At 58.7% G+C, this 18,686-nt stretch carries 20 protein-coding genes; 8 read left to right on the plus strand and 12 right to left on the minus strand.

Annotation, left to right across the window (positions count from 1 at the left end):
• Positions 1-61: 61 nt before the first annotated feature.
• A complete protein-coding gene (locus GIV35_RS05950; RefSeq protein WP_223024090.1) occupies positions 62-1,162 on the plus strand; it encodes a polyamine ABC transporter substrate-binding protein in 1,101 nt (366 codons plus the stop codon).
• A gap of 683 nt (positions 1,163-1,845) precedes the next feature.
• Positions 1,846-2,133 (plus strand): hypothetical protein, encoded by a 288-nt coding sequence (locus tag GIV35_RS05955; RefSeq protein WP_223024088.1) that lies wholly within the window; start codon positions 1,846-1,848, stop codon positions 2,131-2,133.
• Positions 2,134-2,180: 47 nt separating this feature from the next.
• On the opposite strand, the gene GIV35_RS05960 is transcribed toward GIV35_RS05955, so the two are convergent.
• The 3 genes from GIV35_RS05960 to GIV35_RS05970 form a co-directional block, all read right to left on the minus strand.
• Positions 2,181-2,405: a hypothetical protein gene (locus GIV35_RS05960; protein WP_233475279.1), complete on the minus strand. Its 225-nt coding sequence runs from the start codon at positions 2,403-2,405 to the stop codon at positions 2,181-2,183.
• A gap of 224 nt (positions 2,406-2,629) precedes the next feature.
• A complete protein-coding gene (locus tag GIV35_RS05965; RefSeq protein ID WP_223024087.1) occupies positions 2,630-2,827 on the minus strand; it encodes a hypothetical protein in 198 nt (65 codons plus the stop codon).
• Positions 2,828-3,146: 319 nt separating this feature from the next.
• Positions 3,147-4,115, minus strand: a complete 969-nt coding sequence (locus tag GIV35_RS05970; RefSeq protein ID WP_223024086.1) for an AraC family transcriptional regulator — start codon at positions 4,113-4,115, stop codon at positions 3,147-3,149.
• 101 nt (positions 4,116-4,216) lie between these two features.
• Between GIV35_RS05970 and GIV35_RS05975 the strand changes: the two genes are divergently transcribed.
• Positions 4,217-5,467: an MFS transporter gene (locus tag GIV35_RS05975; protein ID WP_105226462.1), complete on the plus strand. Its 1,251-nt coding sequence runs from the start codon at positions 4,217-4,219 to the stop codon at positions 5,465-5,467.
• A gap of 40 nt (positions 5,468-5,507) precedes the next feature.
• Here GIV35_RS05975 and yecR read toward each other — a convergent pair whose 3' ends face one another.
• From yecR to GIV35_RS05995, 4 genes are all read right to left on the minus strand, one after another.
• Positions 5,508-5,810 carry a YecR family lipoprotein gene (gene yecR, locus GIV35_RS05980; protein ID WP_213154309.1) on the minus strand — a complete coding sequence of 101 codons (303 nt, stop codon included), beginning with the start codon at positions 5,808-5,810 and terminating at the stop codon, positions 5,508-5,510.
• 396 nt (positions 5,811-6,206) lie between these two features.
• Positions 6,207-6,641: a glutathione S-transferase family protein gene (locus tag GIV35_RS05985; protein ID WP_105226463.1), complete on the minus strand. Its 435-nt coding sequence runs from the start codon at positions 6,639-6,641 to the stop codon at positions 6,207-6,209.
• A gap of 68 nt (positions 6,642-6,709) precedes the next feature.
• The gene (locus GIV35_RS05990; RefSeq protein WP_105226464.1) at positions 6,710-7,312 is read right to left on the minus strand and encodes a glutathione S-transferase; all 603 of its coding nucleotides are present in this window, start codon (positions 7,310-7,312) and stop codon (positions 6,710-6,712) included.
• An 11-nt stretch (positions 7,313-7,323) separates the two neighbouring features.
• Entirely contained in the window at positions 7,324-7,710 is a 387-nt protein-coding gene (locus GIV35_RS05995; RefSeq protein ID WP_236264363.1) for a hypothetical protein, read from the minus strand.
• Positions 7,711-7,855: 145 nt separating this feature from the next.
• On the opposite strand from GIV35_RS05995, the gene GIV35_RS06000 reads away from it, so the two are divergent.
• Both GIV35_RS06000 and GIV35_RS06005 read left to right on the plus strand, forming a co-directional pair.
• Positions 7,856-8,755, plus strand: a complete 900-nt coding sequence (locus GIV35_RS06000) for a LysR substrate-binding domain-containing protein (RefSeq protein ID WP_200648081.1) — start codon at positions 7,856-7,858, stop codon at positions 8,753-8,755.
• Between the two features lie 79 nt (positions 8,756-8,834).
• On the plus strand, positions 8,835-9,389 hold the full coding sequence (locus GIV35_RS06005; protein WP_232914425.1) for a hypothetical protein: 555 nt from the start codon (positions 8,835-8,837) through the stop codon (positions 9,387-9,389).
• Positions 9,390-9,697: 308 nt separating this feature from the next.
• On the opposite strand, the gene GIV35_RS06010 is transcribed toward GIV35_RS06005, so the two are convergent.
• A complete protein-coding gene (locus tag GIV35_RS06010) occupies positions 9,698-10,972 on the minus strand; it encodes a glycoside hydrolase family 68 protein (RefSeq protein WP_202691497.1) in 1,275 nt (424 codons plus the stop codon).
• A 288-nt stretch (positions 10,973-11,260) separates the two neighbouring features.
• Between GIV35_RS06010 and GIV35_RS06015 the strand changes: the two genes are divergently transcribed.
• Positions 11,261-11,482, plus strand: coding sequence for a PLDc N-terminal domain-containing protein (locus tag GIV35_RS06015; RefSeq protein WP_003190416.1), 222 nt, complete (start codon positions 11,261-11,263; stop codon positions 11,480-11,482).
• 14 nt (positions 11,483-11,496) lie between these two features.
• Positions 11,497-12,012 carry a hypothetical protein gene (locus tag GIV35_RS06020; protein WP_105226467.1) on the plus strand — a complete coding sequence of 172 codons (516 nt, stop codon included), beginning with the start codon at positions 11,497-11,499 and terminating at the stop codon, positions 12,010-12,012.
• Positions 12,013-12,027: 15 nt separating this feature from the next.
• Here the strand turns inward: GIV35_RS06020 and GIV35_RS06025 are convergent, their stop codons facing one another.
• Positions 12,028-16,179, minus strand: a complete 4,152-nt coding sequence (locus GIV35_RS06025) for a CheR family methyltransferase (protein ID WP_236264369.1) — start codon at positions 16,177-16,179, stop codon at positions 12,028-12,030.
• 305 nt (positions 16,180-16,484) lie between these two features.
• On the opposite strand from GIV35_RS06025, the gene GIV35_RS06030 reads away from it, so the two are divergent.
• A complete protein-coding gene (locus GIV35_RS06030) occupies positions 16,485-17,342 on the plus strand; it encodes an SDR family oxidoreductase (RefSeq protein ID WP_236264364.1) in 858 nt (285 codons plus the stop codon).
• A gap of 309 nt (positions 17,343-17,651) precedes the next feature.
• On the opposite strand, the gene GIV35_RS06035 is transcribed toward GIV35_RS06030, so the two are convergent.
• The 3 genes from GIV35_RS06035 to GIV35_RS06045 form a co-directional block, all read right to left on the minus strand.
• Entirely contained in the window at positions 17,652-17,891 is a 240-nt protein-coding gene (locus GIV35_RS06035) for a hypothetical protein (RefSeq protein ID WP_019821471.1), read from the minus strand.
• Positions 17,888-18,145 (minus strand): DUF6555 family protein, encoded by a 258-nt coding sequence (locus GIV35_RS06040; RefSeq protein ID WP_003190423.1) that lies wholly within the window; start codon positions 18,143-18,145, stop codon positions 17,888-17,890. Before GIV35_RS06040 ends, GIV35_RS06035 begins: the two co-directional genes overlap by 4 nt.
• 102 nt (positions 18,146-18,247) lie before the next feature.
• Positions 18,248-18,529: a hypothetical protein gene (locus GIV35_RS06045; RefSeq protein WP_236264365.1), complete on the minus strand. Its 282-nt coding sequence runs from the start codon at positions 18,527-18,529 to the stop codon at positions 18,248-18,250.
• Positions 18,530-18,686: the final 157 nt, after the last annotated feature.

Consider the following 18,686-nt stretch of genomic DNA (forward strand, 5'->3'; position numbering starts at 1 on the left):
GCGTTTGTACCCTCCATAACAATAATCAGCTGGTGCGCAGGTGCCGGCCCAGGAGTTCGTGATGATCGCTATTCGATGTATGCAATGGGGACTGGCTGCCGTTATCAGCGGCGCAATGGCTTGCGCTCAGGCGGCGGAGTCAAAGGTCAATATCTATAACTGGTATGACTTCATCGCGCCCACTACGCTGAAGGATTTCCAGGCGCAGACCGGCATTCAATCGGCCTACGATGTGTTCGACAACAGCGAGGTCATGCAAAGCAAACTCATGGCCGGGCGCAGTGGCTATGACGTGGTGGTCGCCACCGGCGACCTGCTGCCAAACCTGATCAAGGCCGGCGTGCTCAAGGAGCTGGATCGCTCGCAACTGCCCAACCTGTCCCATCTTGACCCGGACATCCTGGCCAAGGTCAGTAGCAACGACCCCGGTAATCGCTTTGCAGTGCCATATCTGTGGGGCACTACCGGCATCGGCTACGACGTAGCCAAAGTCCAGGCGCTGCTGGGCAATGACGCACCGGTGGATTCCTGGGACCTGATTTTCAAGGAGGAAAATCTCGCCAAGCTGGGCGAGTGCGGCGTAGCCATGCTGGATGCGCCCGCTGAAATCATCCCGATCGCCTTGCACTATCTGGGGCTGCCCTATAACAGCCAGAACCCGGACGACTATGTGAAGGCCCAGGCGCTGCTGTTGAAACTGCGCCCACACATCCGCTACTTCGACTCCTCGCGCTTTATCACCGACCTGGCCAACGGCGATATCTGCGCCGTCGTCGGCTGGGCGGGTGGCGTGATGGACGCACGCAAAGCTGCCGATGCCGCCGGCAATGGGCGCCGGATCCAGTACAGCATTCCCAAGGAAGGCGCGCCGATCTGGGTGGAAAACCTGGTGCTGCTCAATGACGCGCCGAATCCCCTGCAGGGCCTGGCGTTCATCGACTACATGCTGCGCCCGCCGGTGATCGCCGCATCGTCCAACTACCTCAGCTATGCCAATGCCAACAAGGACGCCAAAGGGCTGGTTGATGCGAAGGTGCGCGATAATCCGGGGGTGTATCCTTCCAAAGCAGTGCTCGATACGCTGTTTGCACTGGAGCCGCTGCCGTTGAAACTGGAGCGGGTGCGTACGCGGGTCTGGAGCAAGGTCAAGAGTGGGACCTGAGTGCGTGGCGGGCTGTTTGATCTGGCCAAGGGGGAGAATGGAGCGCCTGCAATGATCAGATGACCGTGGTTGAAAACCTTCAAAAACAAGTACACAATCGAGTCTTGGTGCATCATTTGTATTGAAATAAATACCCTTTAAATCAATAAGTAAGCTACCCAGTGAACGTCTCGTTTCCCGCTCCAAGCATTAATGAAAAAGCCACTCTAACGAGTGGCTTTTTTTTTGCCTGCGATTTACGGAATAGACGCTTCGGCGTCTTTTTTTGTGTGCAAAACCGTGGGTGCTCAGGGTGATCCGGTAAGACTCAAATTCGTATTGCTACTGGATTCGCTCAGTTCACCTGTCACCAAGCCTGCTACTGTTTATTCATCTTCCCGGCGTGCATCGACCTTTGGTCACGCGTCACTTCTGGTACCGATAATCCTGAGTCACGGTGGTTTCCAGGCGGTGGACTTGCCCCATCATGCGACAGCAGCAGCTCGCCTTCATCAGCTCAACCCCGACAACCTTCCTATCCTGGCAACTGCTTGAAAAGGCCTCGCTGCGTGATGCGCCCCCAATGCTCACCCGAAGAAGCTATGAGACATGAGAATTGGACCCCATGAACGCGGTGTTTATACTCAGTGAACCCGCAGTGTGAACGGGGCAAAAAACACATGGAGCTACACAAGGAGCAAGGAATGGTCTACGGCCAACGGAAAGAAACGCACACGGGGCGACGATCAACGATGCTTCGCGCTGCCAGCGCGGAATGGTCCGGCGTGCGTCTGCGGGTAGTGCTGACGGAGTGCAAGATCGCGCCAATGGATTTCGCGCTATTTCTGAAGATCAGCCCCCAGCGGCTGACCAATTGGTTTTCTCGTGGTATCCCACACTCGCAGCTCGATAAGGTAGCCAGGCTGTTGAGCGTTAATGCACAGTGGCTGGAAACAGGGGATGGCGAGAAATTCCGGGCGAAAAGCGAGTAGCGGAGCCTGCGCGAGCACATGGCAGAGAGCCCTCGACAGGCGGGGGCTCAAAGTCTCGTGGTTGATTGAGTTACGACGCGACGGTTCGCAATATCAGGTGGTTCGCCGTAGCGGCGATGCTCTGCGCGCACATCCCCCCAATCGCCGCAGATGTGCCGGCGCACATAAGGCAGCGGGTCGAGCAGATCCTGTCGGATCAGGGCGTTCACGCAGCGGGAGATGGTCAGGCCACCGAAGGGAAATCGGGGCTGGAGGTTGACGGAGGCGGGCATGGGGATATGCAGATCCTCCACGGCAATGGGGCTTCGTACTCTGGCAAGGTAGAACGTCTCGGCGGCGAGGTCGCGGTCACAATCACGCACGTAATGGCGTTGCCTATGAGGGCAGCAGGCATGCTCTGTGGGTAGAAAAATCCATCGCGAGGGTGTTAGTGACGGGCTGCCGGCTAGATGTCCAACCCGCAGGTACGTCATCGTTCGCTGACACCATGGCGGTGTCACTTTTTATGGGGGAGGGTGTTCACCTCGCTGGTTTCCCTGACCGCAAACATCAGGCAGCGCACCGCTTCACGATCCGGCTCCGACAAGCAACGGTAGTAGTGGACCAGGCGCTCCTCCTCTCGGTTGAGCTGTCGTGGCCGCAGGGCTGTACCGATGGCGGTACGTAATGAGGGAAAAAACGAAGTATTTAGCATGATCCAAGTTCTTCATGAGATGAATGGAGACGTGGGCTTCTTGCCCAGAACAACTCAATACATAACGGTTATTGTAGAAAAGGGCTCGTCATTTTTCGTGACTGTTGGGTATTTCAGATGGGGCCGTCGGAGGTGTTTGGAGAAGGTGTAGGAGTGATCTTTCAATGGAGGTTGAAAACACGCGATGAGGGGGCGCTACCGCGGATCGGGTCCTATGCAGAGCCTGAGAGGTCCCAGTGCTGGCTTTCGATCAGGTAGTCACGAGCGGTTTTCATTAAATGATTCAGAGGCACAGATCCTCGACTACATGCGCTCAGCGTCAAGTAACAACGGGCTGCCTCACCTTGCGACTTAATCCCGGTGTCTTGCCCGTAATGCGTTTGAATGCGCGGCTGAAAGCGGCCTGGGATGTATAGCCCAATCGCTGTGCTACCTCTTCGATCGGCAGCCTTTCGAGGGTCAGCCACTGGCTTGCGAGCCGCATTCGCAGTTCAGTGACATAGCGCAGCGGCGTCATGCCAATCGTCACCTGGAAGCGATCCGCGAAGGCTGAGCGTGAGGTATTGCATTGCTCTGCCAACTGGGCAACGGTCCAGTCGCGGCCCGGTTGTTGATGGAGCGCTAGCAGCGCACCGGCCAAGCGTGGATCGCGCAAGGCGGCGACCAGGCCAGAGGCATTACCGCAAGCGCACTCCACCCAGCCGCGAACGACCATGGCGGCCACCACGTCGGCCAACCGCGCGAGGATACCGGCGAAGCCCACACGTGCGGCGCTGACCTCGCGTTCCATGGTGCTCAGGATAGGCACCAGTCCAGGGTAGCGCTGGCCGCCGGCATCAATCAACATCAGGCCCGGCATCAGTTTGCCAAGGCCATGGATACTGCCCAGTTCAAACTCCATGCAACCACTGAACAAAATTGTGCTCGGCGTTGGGCCGGCATCGGTTGCGGTGTGCACCGCGCTCACGGTGTCACCGAGGGGGACGCTGTCTAGACCGTCGATGTCCTGAACGGGTGCGTCCGCATGGGAAGACAGTTGATGGGCGGCGCCATGGGAGATGAACACGGCATTGCCGGCAGACAGCGTGTAGGTGGTGCCGTCCGCCATTCGCAGTACCGCATTGCCGACCGCCATGAAATGGAACCAGGCATGCCCAGGTTTTTCAGCGAAGCCCAAACCGAAAGTCGGACTCGTTTGTATACGCCGGTATTCGACGCCACGCAGGCGCATACCGCGCAACAGCTCGTTGATGAGATCCGAGGAAAGAGCAAACTGTTTTGCAGACATTGTTCAGGTGTTTTAGTCAAAAAGTAGAGGTTTTTGATCATAGATCATCCAGTTTCCGGCGCCTAGACTGCGGCTTGAAATGAAGACTGGAGATCCATGCAATGACTGACTGTATATGCAATGCCGTATCCAACCGCCATCCCGGCGCCTTCTCGGAGGCAGAGCCTGCGGCCCCCGCGTGGATGGCGGTCTTCTCGCTGGCAATGGGGGTGTTCGGATTACTGACCGCTGAGTACCTTCCGGCCAGTTTGTTAACACTGATGGCGACTGATCTGGGAGTGTCCGAAGCACTGGCTGGCCAGGCGGTAACGGTGACAGCAGTGGTAGCGCTGTTCGCCGGTTTGTTGGTGCCAGGCCTGACCCGCGGCATCGACCGACGTTGGGTGTTGCTGGGGTTTTCCACGCTGATGGTTGCCTCCAATCTTCTGGTCGCCGTTTCCTCCAGCTTCGCGGTGCTGTTGTTGATGCGCATCTTGCTGGGGATTGCCCTAGGCGGGTTCTGGAGCATGGCTGCGGCCGTGGCGATGCGCTTGGTGCCGAGTGCTTTGTTGCCTCGGGCGCTTTCGATCATTTTCAGCGGGATTGCTATCGGGACGGTTGTTGCCGTGCCGCTGGGCAGCTATCTGGGTGGGCTATACGGCTGGCGCAGTGCGTTCTTTGCAGCAGCGGCGGTAGGCATGGTGACCCTGGCTTTTCAGTCATTGACTTTGCCGCGCCTCGCGCCGCGCCGGCCGGCACGTCTGCGCACCGTTTTCGAAGTGTTGCAGCGCCCGGGCATCGCCATGGGGATGTTCGGTTGTGTGCTGGTGCATAGCGGCCACTTTGCGATGTTCACCTATGTTCGGCCATTCCTGGAAGGCACTACCGGCATCGGCCCGCAAGGGCTGTCGCTGATGTTGCTGGGGTTCGGTGTGGCGAACTTCTTCGGCACGCTGTTGGCTGGCAGGCTGCTGGAGCACCACCCGCTGGCCACTCTGGTGTTAATGCCTGCGCTGGTCGGGGTTGCAGCACTGGCGTTGGTGCTGTTGCCACCCTCGTTGCCGGTGCAGGCAGTACTGCTGGCAATATGGGGCTTGGCCTTCGGCGGTGTGCCGGTGGCGTGGTCGAACTGGGTCGCCAGCGCGGTACCTGATCAGGCGGAAAGCGCCGGGGGCATGGTGGTGGCATCTGTGCAGTCCGCCATCGCCACGGGCGCCGCCGCTGGCGGAGCAGTGTTCAGCCTCGGTGGCAGCGCGGGCGTATTCATAGCGGCAGCGATGCTGATGCTGCTGGCTGCGTTGCTGATTGCGCTGCGTGTCCGGGTTCCTTCTGTCCATGGCGTTCGCGAGTCCACGCCCGCATTGCACCTTTGATTCGGTTTTCCAAACTGCCTCGTTGCGCTTTGGGTGGATGTCACATTTGGCACCGATAATCCTGAGTCACGGTGGTTTCCAGGCAATGAAATTGCCCCATCGTTCGGCACACGGATCTCTCCGCACCTTCGCGTTCTGCGCGTGCGTAGTCCCAAAACTGGCAGCGCCCCGTGGCGATCGCCAAACCTTGGGATTCCCGGATTTGGCCGAGCTCGAATGGCGTATGTACGTAGGAGAGTTGGACCAGCCCATCGGACGGGTTGCCGCCGGTAGCTTCCCAATATTTCGGCGTGACGCAGCCTGCAAAGAGCGGTAGGGCGATGGCGACGATGACGGGTTTCATTGTCGAGGACGATCCTTTATTGGTGAAAATGACGTTGGTAGGCTTCTTTTTTTGTTCGCCAGCATCAACGTAGAGGGCTAAGGCGGCCCAAATTTGACTGACTGGTAACCACTGGGCAGCAGCGGTTCGCCTGCATCGGCCTCAAACCCGACAACCTTCCTGTCCTGATCCATGGTGATGGAAAGGATGCAGTAATTCGGGTTATTGACCGTCGAGCAGTTGACCACACGGCCCTTGGCGGTCGTGGCTTTGAGTTCAGTTCAGCGCCGCCCAGGAAATTCTCCTTGCGAGTGGCGGCGGCAAAAAAATCTGCGCCGTGCCGCCTGTGGGAATCATGAGGGGAAAGGGACTTGCCCCACGGCGGCGGAGTCTAGAAGCGCGTAAAGAGCTCAACAATCACCTGGAGGAAATCGAGACACAAGCTACGGTGGGCCGTGCTGGGGCTGACGGAAATCGGCTACAACCCAAGCGGTTATCGGGCTCTGCGACGCTGCTACCGATTGCGGCGCGGGGCTTTGCGATCAATGTGCTGACTTGCCAGATCAGCCACTGCATCACTTGCCAGCGTTGGACAGGCGATGTGCCGCCAAAACGTGTGTGTTTTTCCGCCAGATATAGAAGCACCGTGGCAGACTCCACCACCACTTGCTGGTTGTCGTTGTCCAGCAGCACCGAGATTTTGGCGTGCGGGATCACCTGCATATACGCGGGAAGGTGTTGTTCATCGCCGGCGAGATGGATGTGGCAAATGTCATAACTGACCGCCAGGGCCTCCAGCATCAGCAGGATTTTATAGCCATTGGCGGTGGGTGAGGAAAAGACGGTGTACATAGAGGCCGTTCATGTGAGCGCAGCGCAAAGAGCCGGCATGTGCCGGCTCGTGGTACGTTGCAGGGGGCTTATGCGATGGGGTATCGCTTGAAGGCCGGGTGTTTCTCGAGCCTCCCAGCATGGCGCTGCAGGTGCGGGAAGGCCTCGGCGTTAACCACTGAGGCCACTGTGAACTGGCTGAAAGACCAGGCCACTGCTGCGCTGATGGCACCTTGGGTCAAGCCTGCATCCGGCGCATGGGCCAGGCGTTTTTCCAAGGCTGAGTAGGCGGCCAGCAACTGGCCGGTTACTCGGTCGAGCCAGGGCTCGTGGAGTTTTTCTGCGGGGCGCAGGTTATGTTCGTACACGATCTGTACGGTTTTCTCACAGGCAGCAAGGGCGAGGCCAATCAACTGTAGGTCTTGGGCGCGCGCGCTGGCTTGCTGTGGCAACAGCTTTCTATCAGTCGGGGCCAACGCTTCGAAGTAATCGAGAATCAGGCTTGAGTCCATCAGTACGGTTGAATCGTCCAGCACCAGGCTGGGCGCTTTTACCACCGGGTTGATGCTGGCAAATTGTTCGTAGGTGCTGAATACCGAAAGTGGCTGATGCTCAAAGTCGACGCCGTAAAGATCCAGGGAAATTGCTACGCGGCGCACGTAAGGCGAGTCCAGCATGCCGACCAGTTTCATGAAACCTCCATTTACGTCAGGGTAATTTTCAACGTGCAGTGGGGATGCTTGAGGTACTTGTACAGGTTGAGCAGCAGCCCCCAGGCGCGGGGGGTGGCCTCGTGGTCGGCCAGGTACAGCGCAATTTCCCCTTCGCCTTCCAGCAGGATCAGGCCCGGCGCAAGGCAGGTGAAAGTCCCTTGTTCCAGGCAGACATCAATGCCTTGGGACGTCATCCAATGGCGGCCCTTCAGCGCGATCACATAGGCCTGCTGCTCCAGCCAGAAGGAGAGTAGTTGATCCTTGGTCACCAGCCATTTCAGGGCATGGCGCCCCTGGTCCATTTTCGTCAGTAATACCTGCGGGGCCTGGTTGAGGCGGGTGGTCCGGAGGCTTGGTTCCATGAGGGTGGTTTTCATCGAAGACGCTCCGCTGTTCTCGAGGTGACGGTGGAACGGAAAGACGCCCGTGGCTGGCAGGAATTGTTAATTTGAGGTTACTTTAACGTTGGTATAGCCCTCAAAATATCGATAATTTTTACCAGAACAGGTTAGCTGAGCTTACATGAGTGCATTTCCTCCATTGACCTGCCTGCGCAGTTTCGAAGCCACTTCCAGATTGGGGAGCGTCACCCTGGCTGCCAAGGAGTTGCACGTCACGCATTCTGCTATCAGCCAGCAGATCAAGGTGCTGGAGGAAATTGTGGGGTTGACGCTATTCGTGCGCGAAGGGCGCGGCTTGCGAGTCAGCGAGGATGGGCGCCTGTATGCGTTGCAGATCCGCAAAGCGCTGGGCGACATCGCCGAGGCCACCCGATTGATCCAGGCACAGCCCAAGATGGGGGAGTTGGTGGTAGCGGTTCTGCCGTCGTTCGGCCGGTCCTGGCTGTTACCGCGACTACCGGGTTTTCAGCAGCTTTACCCTGATATCGGCATTCGTCTGCAAGCCAGCTTGACCATCTCCAATCTGCATCAGGAGTCAGTGGATATCGGCATCCGCATGGGCAAGGGGGATTGGGAGGGCGTCGAGCAAAAGCTGTTGTTTCATGATGAAGTCGTTGTGGTTGCCGCCCCTCATTTCAATGGCGGGCGCCTGCCGCAGACACCGCAGGAGGTGGTCGACAGCACCATCATCTACAACACTGAGTCCTGGTTGCCCTGGTGCGAGGCTGCAGGTGTCGAGATGGGCAGCGAGCGCAAGGGTTTATGCAGCAATGACTCCAACCTGGTGCTGGAAGCCGTTCGCCTGGGGCAAGGCATCGCGCTGGAGCGGCGCAGCCTGGTGCATGACGCTATCGAGCGGGGCGAACTGATCCAGCTGTGTGACGTCAGTGCACCGTACGCGTACCCCTATTGGCTGGTGTGGCCACCCAGGGAAAGTTCGGAAGATAAACAACGCGAGTTCTCCCATTGGTTATCGGGGGAAGTGGAGCGTTACCTCGCGCAACTGAAAAAAAACACCTGACGGAGGATGCCGGCGGCTGCCCTGCGGTGCGCAGCAAACCGTTGATGAAGTGCTGCAACAGCGCCGAATGGCTCAGTGCATGCTTGCGAGGGCTGTAGCGAATCGCCAGATCAGCATCGCCATGGTCGAGGTTGCGCACTTCGGAACTCGGGTCGATCCTCCGCGCAACTGCGCCGCCGACACAAGAGGTGATGTCCGGCAGGCGTTTGCTCAGCCAATGGCTGGTGATGGAAATCGTGCAGGTCAATACGATGCTGGTGGCGGCTTGCGGACGCACGTCCTGGGTGGCCTTGAGCAGCAGCGCAAAGGCCGTGGACACATCACCCGCCAGGCGCTGACCTGGCTTATTGTGGGTCACGCCGTTGGCGGGGCGGGCAATGACCTGATTGTGTCGGGCGGTGGCAGCAATACCTTCCTGTTCAACGGCCTCTTTGGTAATGACCGGGTCGAGGGGTACCAGGCCAGCGATAAGCTGGTGTTCATGGGTATTCCTGACTTGGGACAGCAATACGATTATCGCTCCCATGTCTCGATGTTCGAGGACAACGCGCTGCTGTCCTTCGGGGACAATTCTGTGACGTTGGTTGGCGTGAATATGACTCAGTTGAATGGGGCGGGGATTTATATTTCCTGAATCTCCAAGCAACGGTGATGTGACGCTGAACCTGTGGCGAGGGAGCTTGCTCCCGTGACGGCCTGTCAGCCTAGGCGTATCTACCTGTACTCCCAACATTTGGATCGCGGCGTGTCAGTGAGATCAGCGTCTGCTGTCGAACCGCTACGGGAGCAAGCTCCCTCGCCACAGGTGCGGCGCACACCCCAACTCACTGGCTACATCCTTGTAGCCAGTGAGTTGGGGTAAGTTGCATTAGACGGGATATCTCGATGCTATCCACTACGGGTTTGTCATCGAATTCAAACCCGTTGTCTTACAGCCTCCGTTTACTTGAGCGTAACGTCGAGCATCGGCGGGATGTAGCCGTAGTCATACTCGGCGACCACGAACGTTTGCTGCCCTTTGATCTTGATGCCCACCGTCGGTGCCTCGGTGCCGCCGATACGGATCTGCGTGCCGGTGTCGTCGGTCGGTACGCTGTCGATGAAGGAGGTCACCAGGCCGTTCGGCATGACGCAGTGCGAGTAGGTCTGGAACGGTTGGGAGGACGGGTTGCCCAGTACCAGGCCAGAGCCGTTCAACGGCACATACGGGCCGAACAGCGAATCGGCGACGAAACCGTACACCCCGTCCGGGCCGGTTACACCGTCGGCGTAGGTGAAGGTGTGGCTGATGGTGAACAGGTAGTACTTGCCGTCCTGGAACACGAAGTGCGGGCGTTCGGTCTGGTCGTTGACGCCGACCGCGGTCAGCAGCGGTGGCAGCATTTCCCAGTCGTCGCCGTCTTCGTCGCGGGCCACGGCGATCCCGACGCAGGCGGTCTGAAAGCGCGAGTTGCCGACGTCTTCATAGCCTGGCGGCACGTCGCCGACTTCGGCTTTACCGACCTTGTGCGAACCGCGCTCGCCGGCCACGTTGCCTTCGAACAGCATGTACAGCTTGCCGTCTTTCGGGTCGCGGAATGGCCATGGATCGCGAAAGCCCCAGAAGGCGTTTTGCGCTTCGGTCTGGTACATCTTGCCGTCCGCCTCGAACAGCGGCTTGACCTTCTCGAAGCCCACCAGGCTGACGCCATGCTCGGTGGTCACCACGCGGCCACGCACCTTGACGATGGTCGCGCCGGGCGTGACGGCGGTGTAGTACAGGTCCACTTCGCCTTGTTCGTTCAGCAGGATCGGTGTGCCAGCCCATTCGCGCACGGTGGGCGAAACCCCTTCAGCCATTACTCGGCCGCCGAGTTTCCAGTCTTTGCCGGTGCGGGAGAACCAGTAGTACATCTTTGCCCGGCCATGGCGATCGTTCCAGTCGCGGATAACGTCGTAGTTGCCATTCTGATCGAGGTATTGCGGGTCGTTTGGGTGGCGATCCGCAGTGAGGGTGAAGATCACCGACCAGCCGTCAACGGAGGTGATGTTGCCGTCGATATCACGCAGCGGCATGGTGTCCCAGATAAAAACCTCGTCACTCAATACCGGGAAGTTCGCACTGACCAGCGGCTGGGTGGTGGTGGGGTCGTCCGCATGGACTTTGAGCGCATCGGCGCGGGTCCACAGGCTGGGTTGATGGGGTGTTTTGCCAAATTTCGAAGGGGTGCTTTTCATAGTAAGCCTCGTCCATGAAGGGTTTCAAGATACTGTATTCATATACAGTTATTTGAATTTAGAGGACTCGCCTCGATGGGTCAAGGTTAAAAATGCATTCGTGCATATTTCGCGCTTTTGCCAAAGCTGATACGTTTCAGCTTGTCTCGTTTAAAGAGGTTCGTTCCTGAATGGATCGGCGAAGTTGCCCGCATGATGGCGGCAAACCAAGCGCCAGGCAGAAAGCCCAAAAATAATGAACCCTGCCTGCGCCTGCGCACCAAAAGTTACATAACCTGGAGGTGCATCATGCAAACCACTTACTTCTGGATAGGCCTGGCAGTGATCCTCGTACTGCTCGACGCGTGGATCATCAACAGCATCTGGCGCAGCGATAACGCCTCGGCCAGCAAGGCAGGCTGGAGTGCGGTCGTCGTGGTACTGCCGTTCCTGGGCGCCGCGATATGGGCGATTGCCGGCCCACGGGGTGTCACCAAAGGGCCGTCTTCTCCCGAGCACAGCAAAGGCTGAGTCCGGGCCGCGCTATGAACAACCCAGACCCCGACGACTTACAGAGCCGCAACTATCCGGTACCGGAAGATATGGCCTTGCAGCGCAAGGTCTGGCGCTTTGAAAGGGTGGGTTGGTACGCGCTGCTGGTGCTGATGGGTTTGAGCCTGGCGGGCCTGTTTTCCAGCGGGCCGCTGAGTACCCGCGAGGTGCGCAGTGCCGATGGGCAGTTGCGCGTGGAGTACCAACGCTTTTTGCGCAATGGCGCCTCCGATGGGCTGGTGATTCATGTGCAAGGCAAGGCCCAAGAACCCCTGGAGGTCGAGTTGAGCGGTGAGCTGCTGCGCGGTTTCAATATCGAGATGCTCCAGCCGCAGCCGCTCAAGGCCAGGGCGGCCGGGGAGGGTGTAAGCGTCTGGATGCTGAGCGACAGCGCCGGCCAGGCAGTGCTGTACCTGACCTTGCGCAGCGACACGGTGGGCAGTGTGGATACCCAGGTGTCGCGACCAACAGGGGCGTCCGTGCGCTTTTCTCAGTTCATCTACCCTTGACCGTCAACCCCAACCCTAACGGCGTGAGCGGCACAGTTTTTCGATCAAGGAGATCAACGAGTCATGGCCCACGGGTTTGCTGACATGCGCATTAAAGCCTGATTCAGTGGCCTTTTTCTGGTCATTGCCAGCGCCGTAGCCGGTTAATGCAATAGCCGGAGCCTGTCGAAGGTGGCCTAATTTGCGCAGCTTCTGCATCAGCTCATGGCCATTCATTTTAGGCATGCCGATGTCCGAAATAATCACGTCGTACTGGGCATCCCGGGCTGTTTCAAGTGCGCTTAAAGGGTCGTTGAAGGCGCTCACTTGGGCGCCTTCCATTTCCAGCAGCATGTTCAGCACCTCAAGGACTTCGGCTGAATCATCGACCAATAAAACCTTGAGGCCATTGAGGCGCTGATCTTCGTTCTGGGTAGCGCCGCTATCCAGCAGATGATCCTGCTGTTCGCATAGCGGCAGCCAGATCGAAAAGGTGCAACCAAAGCCCAGCCCTCGCGAATGCACGCTCACCGAACCGCCGTGGGCCTCCACCAATTGCCGCACCAACGACAAACCAATTCCCAGACCTTCGCGTTGGTGGGTCTGGTGCTGGTTTTCCGCTTGCCCGAACAGGTCGAAGATTTCTTCCAGGCTGTCTTGGGCCAGGCCCGCGCCGCTATCGATGACGTCCAGTTGCGCATGCCCGTCCGAGCGGCTGACCACCAATTGCACCTGGCCGTCCTCGGGAGTGAATTTCAGGGCATTGTTGACCAGGTTCCAGATCACTTGCTCGATACGCGTGGGGTCCACGTCAACGATCAAACGGCCCGGCACCGAAGGTGTCTGAAGGCTGACCTGGCGACGGTGGCCGTCGGCAAGCACCACGCTGTGAATGTCCTTGAGGGTGCGAATCAGGTCGATCGGTTGCTTTTTCAGCTTCAGTTTGCCCGTGCGAACCCGTGCGACATCCAGCAGGTCGTCAATGATCCGCGCCTGGCTGGACACCGCCTCGCAGATGGTATTGACCGCCTTGATGGCCGGGCCCGCAACCTTGGTGGCGGGCAAGCGCCGCAACAGTTCGGCGTTCAGCTGAATCAGGTTCAACGGATGCTTGAGTTCGTGGGACATCACCGCGAAGAACTCATCCTTGAGATGGCTGTTGGTCTGGGTTTCCTTCAAGCGCTGATTCTGTTCGTCCTGGGTCCGTTTGTGGCCGGTAAGGTCGCGGGCAATCTTGACGTAGCCGCGCAAGCTATCGCTCTTGAGCTGCGTGACCTCGCCACTGCAATAGAAGCGGCTGCCGTCCTTGCGCACATGCCAGCGTTCATCTTCGCCACGCCCATGTTCGCGGGCGGTGCGCAGTTCGCACTCCGGCACACCAGCGGAGCGGTCTTCCGGGGAGAAAATCAGGTCGTAATAAGCACCCAGCACCTCGTCCTTGGTGTAGCCAAAGATCAATTCGGCACCGGTGTTCCAGTCGGTGATGGCGCCATGGACATCGAGGATGATGATGGCAAAGTCATGGGTGCTCTCGGCAACCAGGCGCATGCGCTCCTCACCCAGGCGCAGTTCCTCTTCGGCCTGGCGCCGCTTGGTGATATCAATGAAGGTCAGCACGGTGCCATCAATGTGATCTTCACTGGAGCGGTAAGGCAGCAACCGCGCGATGTACCAGCGGTCGTGGTTGCTGCTGATTTCCCGCTCGATCATGCTCAACGACTCAAACACGTTGGCGGCGTCTTCGGTCATTTGCGGATAATTGAGGCGGTGGGTGATGTCCAGCAACGAGCGCCCGGTGTCTACCGGCAACATACTGAAAATATCCGTGGCCCGTGGCGTGAACCAGCGAATGCGCATGTTGCGGTCGACGAAGACCGTGGCGATGTCGGTGGACGCGATCAGGTTGGTCAGGTAGTCGTTAACCTTGTCCGTCTCTTCCACCTTGGTCTTGAGCTCGAAATTGACGGTCAGCAATTCTTCGTTGATCGACTGCAACTCTTCCTTGCTGGTTTCCAGCTCCTCGGTGGCCGAGCGCAGTTCTTCGTTGACGGCCTGCATTTCTTCGTTAGAGGCCTTGAGTTCCTCGCTGGAGACTTCCGCCTGTTCGATGGTGTCCTGCAGGTGCAGCTTGGTGCGTTGCAGCTCGCGCTCCAGGTTGCTCATGATCGCGTTTTCGGCCTGGCTGACAGTGTCGATGTCGGGCAGCTGTGGGTCGACGGCGGTTTCCTGGAAGATCACCAGCACGTAGTCGTTTTCGGTCGCTTCATCGCGGTAGGGGCGAGCGCTGATGTCCACCAGGAAGGGGCCTTGCTCGCGTTGGATGCGGATCTTGCGCGAAGACACCGGGCTATTTGATTGCTGGACCTGAAACAGCGTGGTGCGGATATCGAGGCGTAAATCGGGATGCACCAGCGTCAGCAGGTTGTGCGTCACCTCGCCGGCCACGTAGCGCAGGAATCGACCTGCGCCTTCGCTCATGTGCAGGATATCGGCCTGCATATTCACGATAACGCTGGGCGGCGCGGCTTTTTCCAGAGCGCGCAGATGGATGTCCGCGAACGAGACCTTGCTGGGCGCCTTGGTTTCAATCGCCAGCGTTGTGGCGCTCGGGCGCAGATAGCCGCCTCGCGGCATCGTCGGGGCGCGGCGCGCGGCGGACGAGCCGGCACGCACCCTGAAAATGCGGTTGCGCTTGTCCACCGGTACGAACAGGTCCAGGCAGCCGTCGGCCGACTCCGAGGAACCGAGGAACAGGTAGCCACCGGGACGCAACGCGAAATGGAACATTTGCAGGATGTCGCGTTGCACTTCGCGGTCCAGGTAGATCAACAGGTTGCGGCACACGATCAGGTCGATCTGCGAGAACGGTGGGTCGGCCAGCAGGCTGTGTTTGGCGAACAGCACCTTTTCCCGAATTTCCTTGCGCACCCGGTAGTGCTGGTTCTTCTCCTTGGCAAAGTACTGGCGCAACCGTTGAGGCGGTACGTCGGTGATGATCGCTTCGGGGTACACGCCGTTGCGGCCATGGGTAATGGCCCGCTCATCAATATCAGTGGCAAACACCTGCATCTTTGCACCGCTGGCGTCCAGCGCCAGTTGCTCGGCCACCAGCATCGCCAGGCTGTAGGCCTCTTCGCCGGTGGAGCATCCTGCCGACCAGATACGCACTTCCTCACGGTGCGGCACGCTGTCTTCCAGTGACTTCACCAGGTTGGGGATCACGTCTCGCTCAAGCGCTTCGAAGGCCTCGCGGTCGCGAAAGAAGTTGGTCACGCCAATCAGCATGTCGCCCAGCAACGCCTTGGTTTCGTCCGGGTTGGCCTGGAGGAAGTTGTAATAGGTGGCGAGGTCGGGTTGGGCCGTGACCTGCAAGCGCCGCTCGATACGACGTAACACCGTGGCGCGCTTGTAATGCTTGAAGTCATGCCCGGTACTGGCGCGCAACTGGATCAGAATATCCAGCAACAGCTGCTCGGCCACGGCGGCATCGCGTTCGGTGCTGGGTGGGGTGGTCTTGATCTCAGGGTCGTTGGCGGTGGGCAGCACAATCGACTGGGCATTGCGCCACAGTTCCAGCAGCTTCTGCGGCATTTCCACCACAGGCAGCACCAGGTCGACCATCTGGGTTTCGATGGCCGCCAGCGGCATGCCATCGTACTCGGCGTCTTCCGGTGCTTGTACCAGGGTGATGCCGCCTTGCTCTTTGATGCGCGACAGCCCCACCGCGCCATCTGAGCCGGTACCGGACAGGATCAGGCAAAACGCGCGTTCTTTATGGGTGTCTGCCAGGTCGCGAAAAAACAGGTCGATGGCAATGTGCGGTCCACCTTCGCGCACGGAAGGTGAGACCGCGAGGTAGCCATCATTCATCTTCAAGAGCTGTGCTGGCGAGATGACGTACACGTGATTCTTTTCGATGGGCGTGGCGTCATTGACCTGCGACACCGGCATGCGGGTCGTTTCCTGGATGATCTTGTCTGCCACGCTTTGATGGTCGGGCGAAAGATGCAGGACCACCACGAAGGCCATGCCGCAGTCTTTAGGCATGTGCTCGAAAAACGCTTTCACGGCTTGCAGCCCGCCCGCCGACGCACCGATACCCACCACCGGGAAATTCAAGTTGCTGGGGGTCAGATCTTTGCGTTGCGGTACGTTGGGGGACCGCGGGGGGGGGCAGACTTCATAGATACCAACCTTGGTTAACGGCGCACAAAAAGACGGGGTGTAGAGGGAAGAACTTGAACAACGAGGGCGAGGGCTGAACCGACAGTGAAATATAGCTGAAAACCTGCTGCCAACAAAAAATGCCTTGAGGCCACCCGGTCATTCGACACACCACTACGACCCGGTTGAGACGCGCAACCGTCGGAAGGTTTAATCAAACTGACGAGTGGCCACCGCGGTTGCACGGTTATCCGATTTTCTGAAAATCCGTCTGAACTTCGCTTCCTGGCGAACCCTCGCAAAGAGAAACCCACCCAGGAGACGTTCTGATGAACAGCTATCCAAAACCACCCTTCAACGCCCAGCAACAGCCCGTACCCGGTGAGCAACGCAAGATGGACCCGATGCCCGATTGCGGCGAGCAGTCGTACCAAGGCTCGGGCCGGCTCACCAATAAAATCGCCTTGGTCACCGGTGCCGACAGCGGCATCGGACGGGCCGTGGCCATTGCCTTCGCACGTGAAGGCGCGGACGTGGCAGTGTCGTACCTGGATGAACATGAAGACGCCAAGGAGACCGCACGCTGGGTCGAGGCGGCAGGTCGTCAATGCTTGTTATTGCCCGGCGACCTGGGCAATGCGGCGCAGTGCACGGCCATCGTCAACGACACCGTGGAGAAGTTCGGCCGCATCGATGTGCTGGTCAACAACGCAGCGTTCCAGATGACCTATCAATCGCTGGAAGACATCCCCGACGAGGACTGGGTGAAAACCTTCAACGTCAACATCACCGCGATGTTTCGCATCTGCAAGGCCGCGCTGCCTCATATGGCCGAGGGCAGTTCGATCATCAATACCAGCTCGGTCAACTCCGATATGCCCAACCCCAGCCTGTTGCCCTATGCGGCCACCAAAGGCGCGATTGCCAACTTTACCGCCGGCCTGGCGCAGATGCTCGGCGAGCGGGGGATTCGCGTCAACAGCGTGGCACCCGGGCCTATCTGGACGCCATTGATCGTCTCGACGATGACGCCGGACATGGTGAAAAACTTTGGCGGCAACACCCCACTGGGGCGCCCAGGCCAGCCAGTGGAAGTGGCGCCGATCTATGTGCTGCTGGCGTCGGATGAAGGCAGCTACATCTCCGGCGAACGCTACGGCGTGACGGGTGGCAAGCCGATACTTTGATCAGTGATTGAGGAGGGCGGTATGAGCGAAGCCTCGAAGCACCACGAACCGAATCCTTCTGAGCGCAAGGTGCGCCCGCCGGCGGCTAAGCGAAACGATAAATCGCAGTCGCCGGCAGGCGGGCAACAGGCACGGGAGCAAGGCGGTGTTGCCCCTGGAGGCCCTTCGACAGACCCTGAGTCAGGGGCGTGAACGCTAGGGGATATACACTCGGCCTGACATCCTGATTGGTTGTCAGGCCGCTATCGCAGGCAAGCCAGCTCCCACATTTGGATCGTAGGGTGTCAGGTTGATGCGTGCCGGCTGACGTTATTTCCGCTTGGAACGATGAATTCGCATCCACTCTCGATAGGCCACTGTACGCTGCGCATCCGCACGTTTCTTCGCCTCGGTAAACCGCGCCCACGTCTGCGCATCGCCGCTGTAAGACTCAATGATCTCGTACGCCAACGCGTCCAATCGATCCGCTTCGAAGAACATCTCGGCGTTTCGCGTGACCTCGTCGTCCCGCCTGTTTGTCGTTGTGTAACCAAGAGTCTGACTGTTCATCCTCTGAGGCCCTCCGCCCATTGAATCTGTGCCGCGCCACTCCAGCGCACCTGGGTAATGCCGTATTTCTCCGCCATCGGTTTTGACACCCGCTTGAACGTGTGTTGCCCAAATTTGGGGATGACCGCCACACCAGCGTCGCAACTGGCCCAATGCCAAGCCTCGGCATTGTCCATGCGCGGTGCGCGCACGATGAAGGACTTGGGCTCGCCATGCAGCTGGTACTCGATAGTGAATAGGTCGTTGTGTTTCATGAGGCCTCCTTGATACTCATGAACTACAGATATTTGACGTCAAAAATAATTCAAATAAGTTGTCCGACAATTCGATGACTGGGCGCAGGGCATGGATGAGGCCTAATCGTCTACCGTGAAGGTGACCCATCCAGGCCCATCGGCTGGGCGGTTCAGCTCGGCGATGACCCCGCTGACGGAGGAGCCGTCGGGCAAATTGACGGTGATAAAGTTGGGATTGCCGGGCCAATCCATTGGCGTGTCAAAGTCCAAGCGCGCGATGGTCGGTTTGCCGCTACTTTTCATTTGGATGTTTTTTGATTCGTTTAGGCGTTCATCTGAGGGCGTTCCAAGATGGCGCGAGGCAGTGATGACACTGGCAGTACCTTGGTAATCGTAAGACATGCTGGGTTACCTCATGTAATGGGAACAACGAAGATCAAATGTGGGAGCGTGCTTGCTCGCGAAGACGTCGGTCCATTGAACATTGATGTGACTGATCCACCGCTTTCGCGAGCAAGCCCGCTCCCACAGAGGAGTTGTGCTTGACTGGCTGGTATTC

The sequence above is a fragment of the Pseudomonas sp. PA-1-6B genome (assembly GCF_021609545.1).
GTDB lineage: Bacteria > Pseudomonadota > Gammaproteobacteria > Pseudomonadales > Pseudomonadaceae > Aquipseudomonas > Aquipseudomonas fluorescens_BV.

What these genes read in the sequence shown, in the direction of transcription:
- GIV35_RS05950 (WP_223024090.1), top strand. Translation starts at nt 62, where the DNA reads ATGATCGCTATTCGATGTATGCAATGGGGACTGGCTGCCGTTATCAGC.
- GIV35_RS05955 (WP_223024088.1), top strand. Translation starts at nt 1,846, where the DNA reads ATGGTCTACGGCCAACGGAAAGAAACGCACACGGGGCGACGATCAACG.
- GIV35_RS05960 (WP_233475279.1), bottom strand. Translation starts at nt 2,405, where the DNA reads ATGCCCGCCTCCGTCAACCTCCAGCCCCGATTTCCCTTCGGTGGCCTG.
- GIV35_RS05965 (WP_223024087.1), bottom strand. Translation starts at nt 2,827, where the DNA reads ATGCTAAATACTTCGTTTTTTCCCTCATTACGTACCGCCATCGGTACA.
- GIV35_RS05970 (WP_223024086.1), bottom strand. Translation starts at nt 4,115, where the DNA reads ATGTCTGCAAAACAGTTTGCTCTTTCCTCGGATCTCATCAACGAGCTG.
- GIV35_RS05975 (WP_105226462.1), top strand. Translation starts at nt 4,217, where the DNA reads ATGACTGACTGTATATGCAATGCCGTATCCAACCGCCATCCCGGCGCC.
- yecR (WP_213154309.1), bottom strand. Translation starts at nt 5,810, where the DNA reads ATGAAACCCGTCATCGTCGCCATCGCCCTACCGCTCTTTGCAGGCTGC.
- GIV35_RS05985 (WP_105226463.1), bottom strand. Translation starts at nt 6,641, where the DNA reads ATGTACACCGTCTTTTCCTCACCCACCGCCAATGGCTATAAAATCCTG.
- GIV35_RS05990 (WP_105226464.1), bottom strand. Translation starts at nt 7,312, where the DNA reads ATGAAACTGGTCGGCATGCTGGACTCGCCTTACGTGCGCCGCGTAGCA.
- GIV35_RS05995 (WP_236264363.1), bottom strand. Translation starts at nt 7,710, where the DNA reads ATGAAAACCACCCTCATGGAACCAAGCCTCCGGACCACCCGCCTCAAC.
- GIV35_RS06000 (WP_200648081.1), top strand. Translation starts at nt 7,856, where the DNA reads ATGAGTGCATTTCCTCCATTGACCTGCCTGCGCAGTTTCGAAGCCACT.
- GIV35_RS06005 (WP_232914425.1), top strand. Translation starts at nt 8,835, where the DNA reads ATGCTTGCGAGGGCTGTAGCGAATCGCCAGATCAGCATCGCCATGGTC.
- GIV35_RS06010 (WP_202691497.1), bottom strand. Translation starts at nt 10,972, where the DNA reads ATGAAAAGCACCCCTTCGAAATTTGGCAAAACACCCCATCAACCCAGC.
- GIV35_RS06015 (WP_003190416.1), top strand. Translation starts at nt 11,261, where the DNA reads ATGCAAACCACTTACTTCTGGATAGGCCTGGCAGTGATCCTCGTACTG.
- GIV35_RS06020 (WP_105226467.1), top strand. Translation starts at nt 11,497, where the DNA reads ATGAACAACCCAGACCCCGACGACTTACAGAGCCGCAACTATCCGGTA.
- GIV35_RS06030 (WP_236264364.1), top strand. Translation starts at nt 16,485, where the DNA reads ATGAACAGCTATCCAAAACCACCCTTCAACGCCCAGCAACAGCCCGTA.
- GIV35_RS06035 (WP_019821471.1), bottom strand. Translation starts at nt 17,891, where the DNA reads ATGAACAGTCAGACTCTTGGTTACACAACGACAAACAGGCGGGACGAC.
- GIV35_RS06040 (WP_003190423.1), bottom strand. Translation starts at nt 18,145, where the DNA reads ATGAAACACAACGACCTATTCACTATCGAGTACCAGCTGCATGGCGAG.
- GIV35_RS06045 (WP_236264365.1), bottom strand. Translation starts at nt 18,529, where the DNA reads ATGTCTTACGATTACCAAGGTACTGCCAGTGTCATCACTGCCTCGCGC.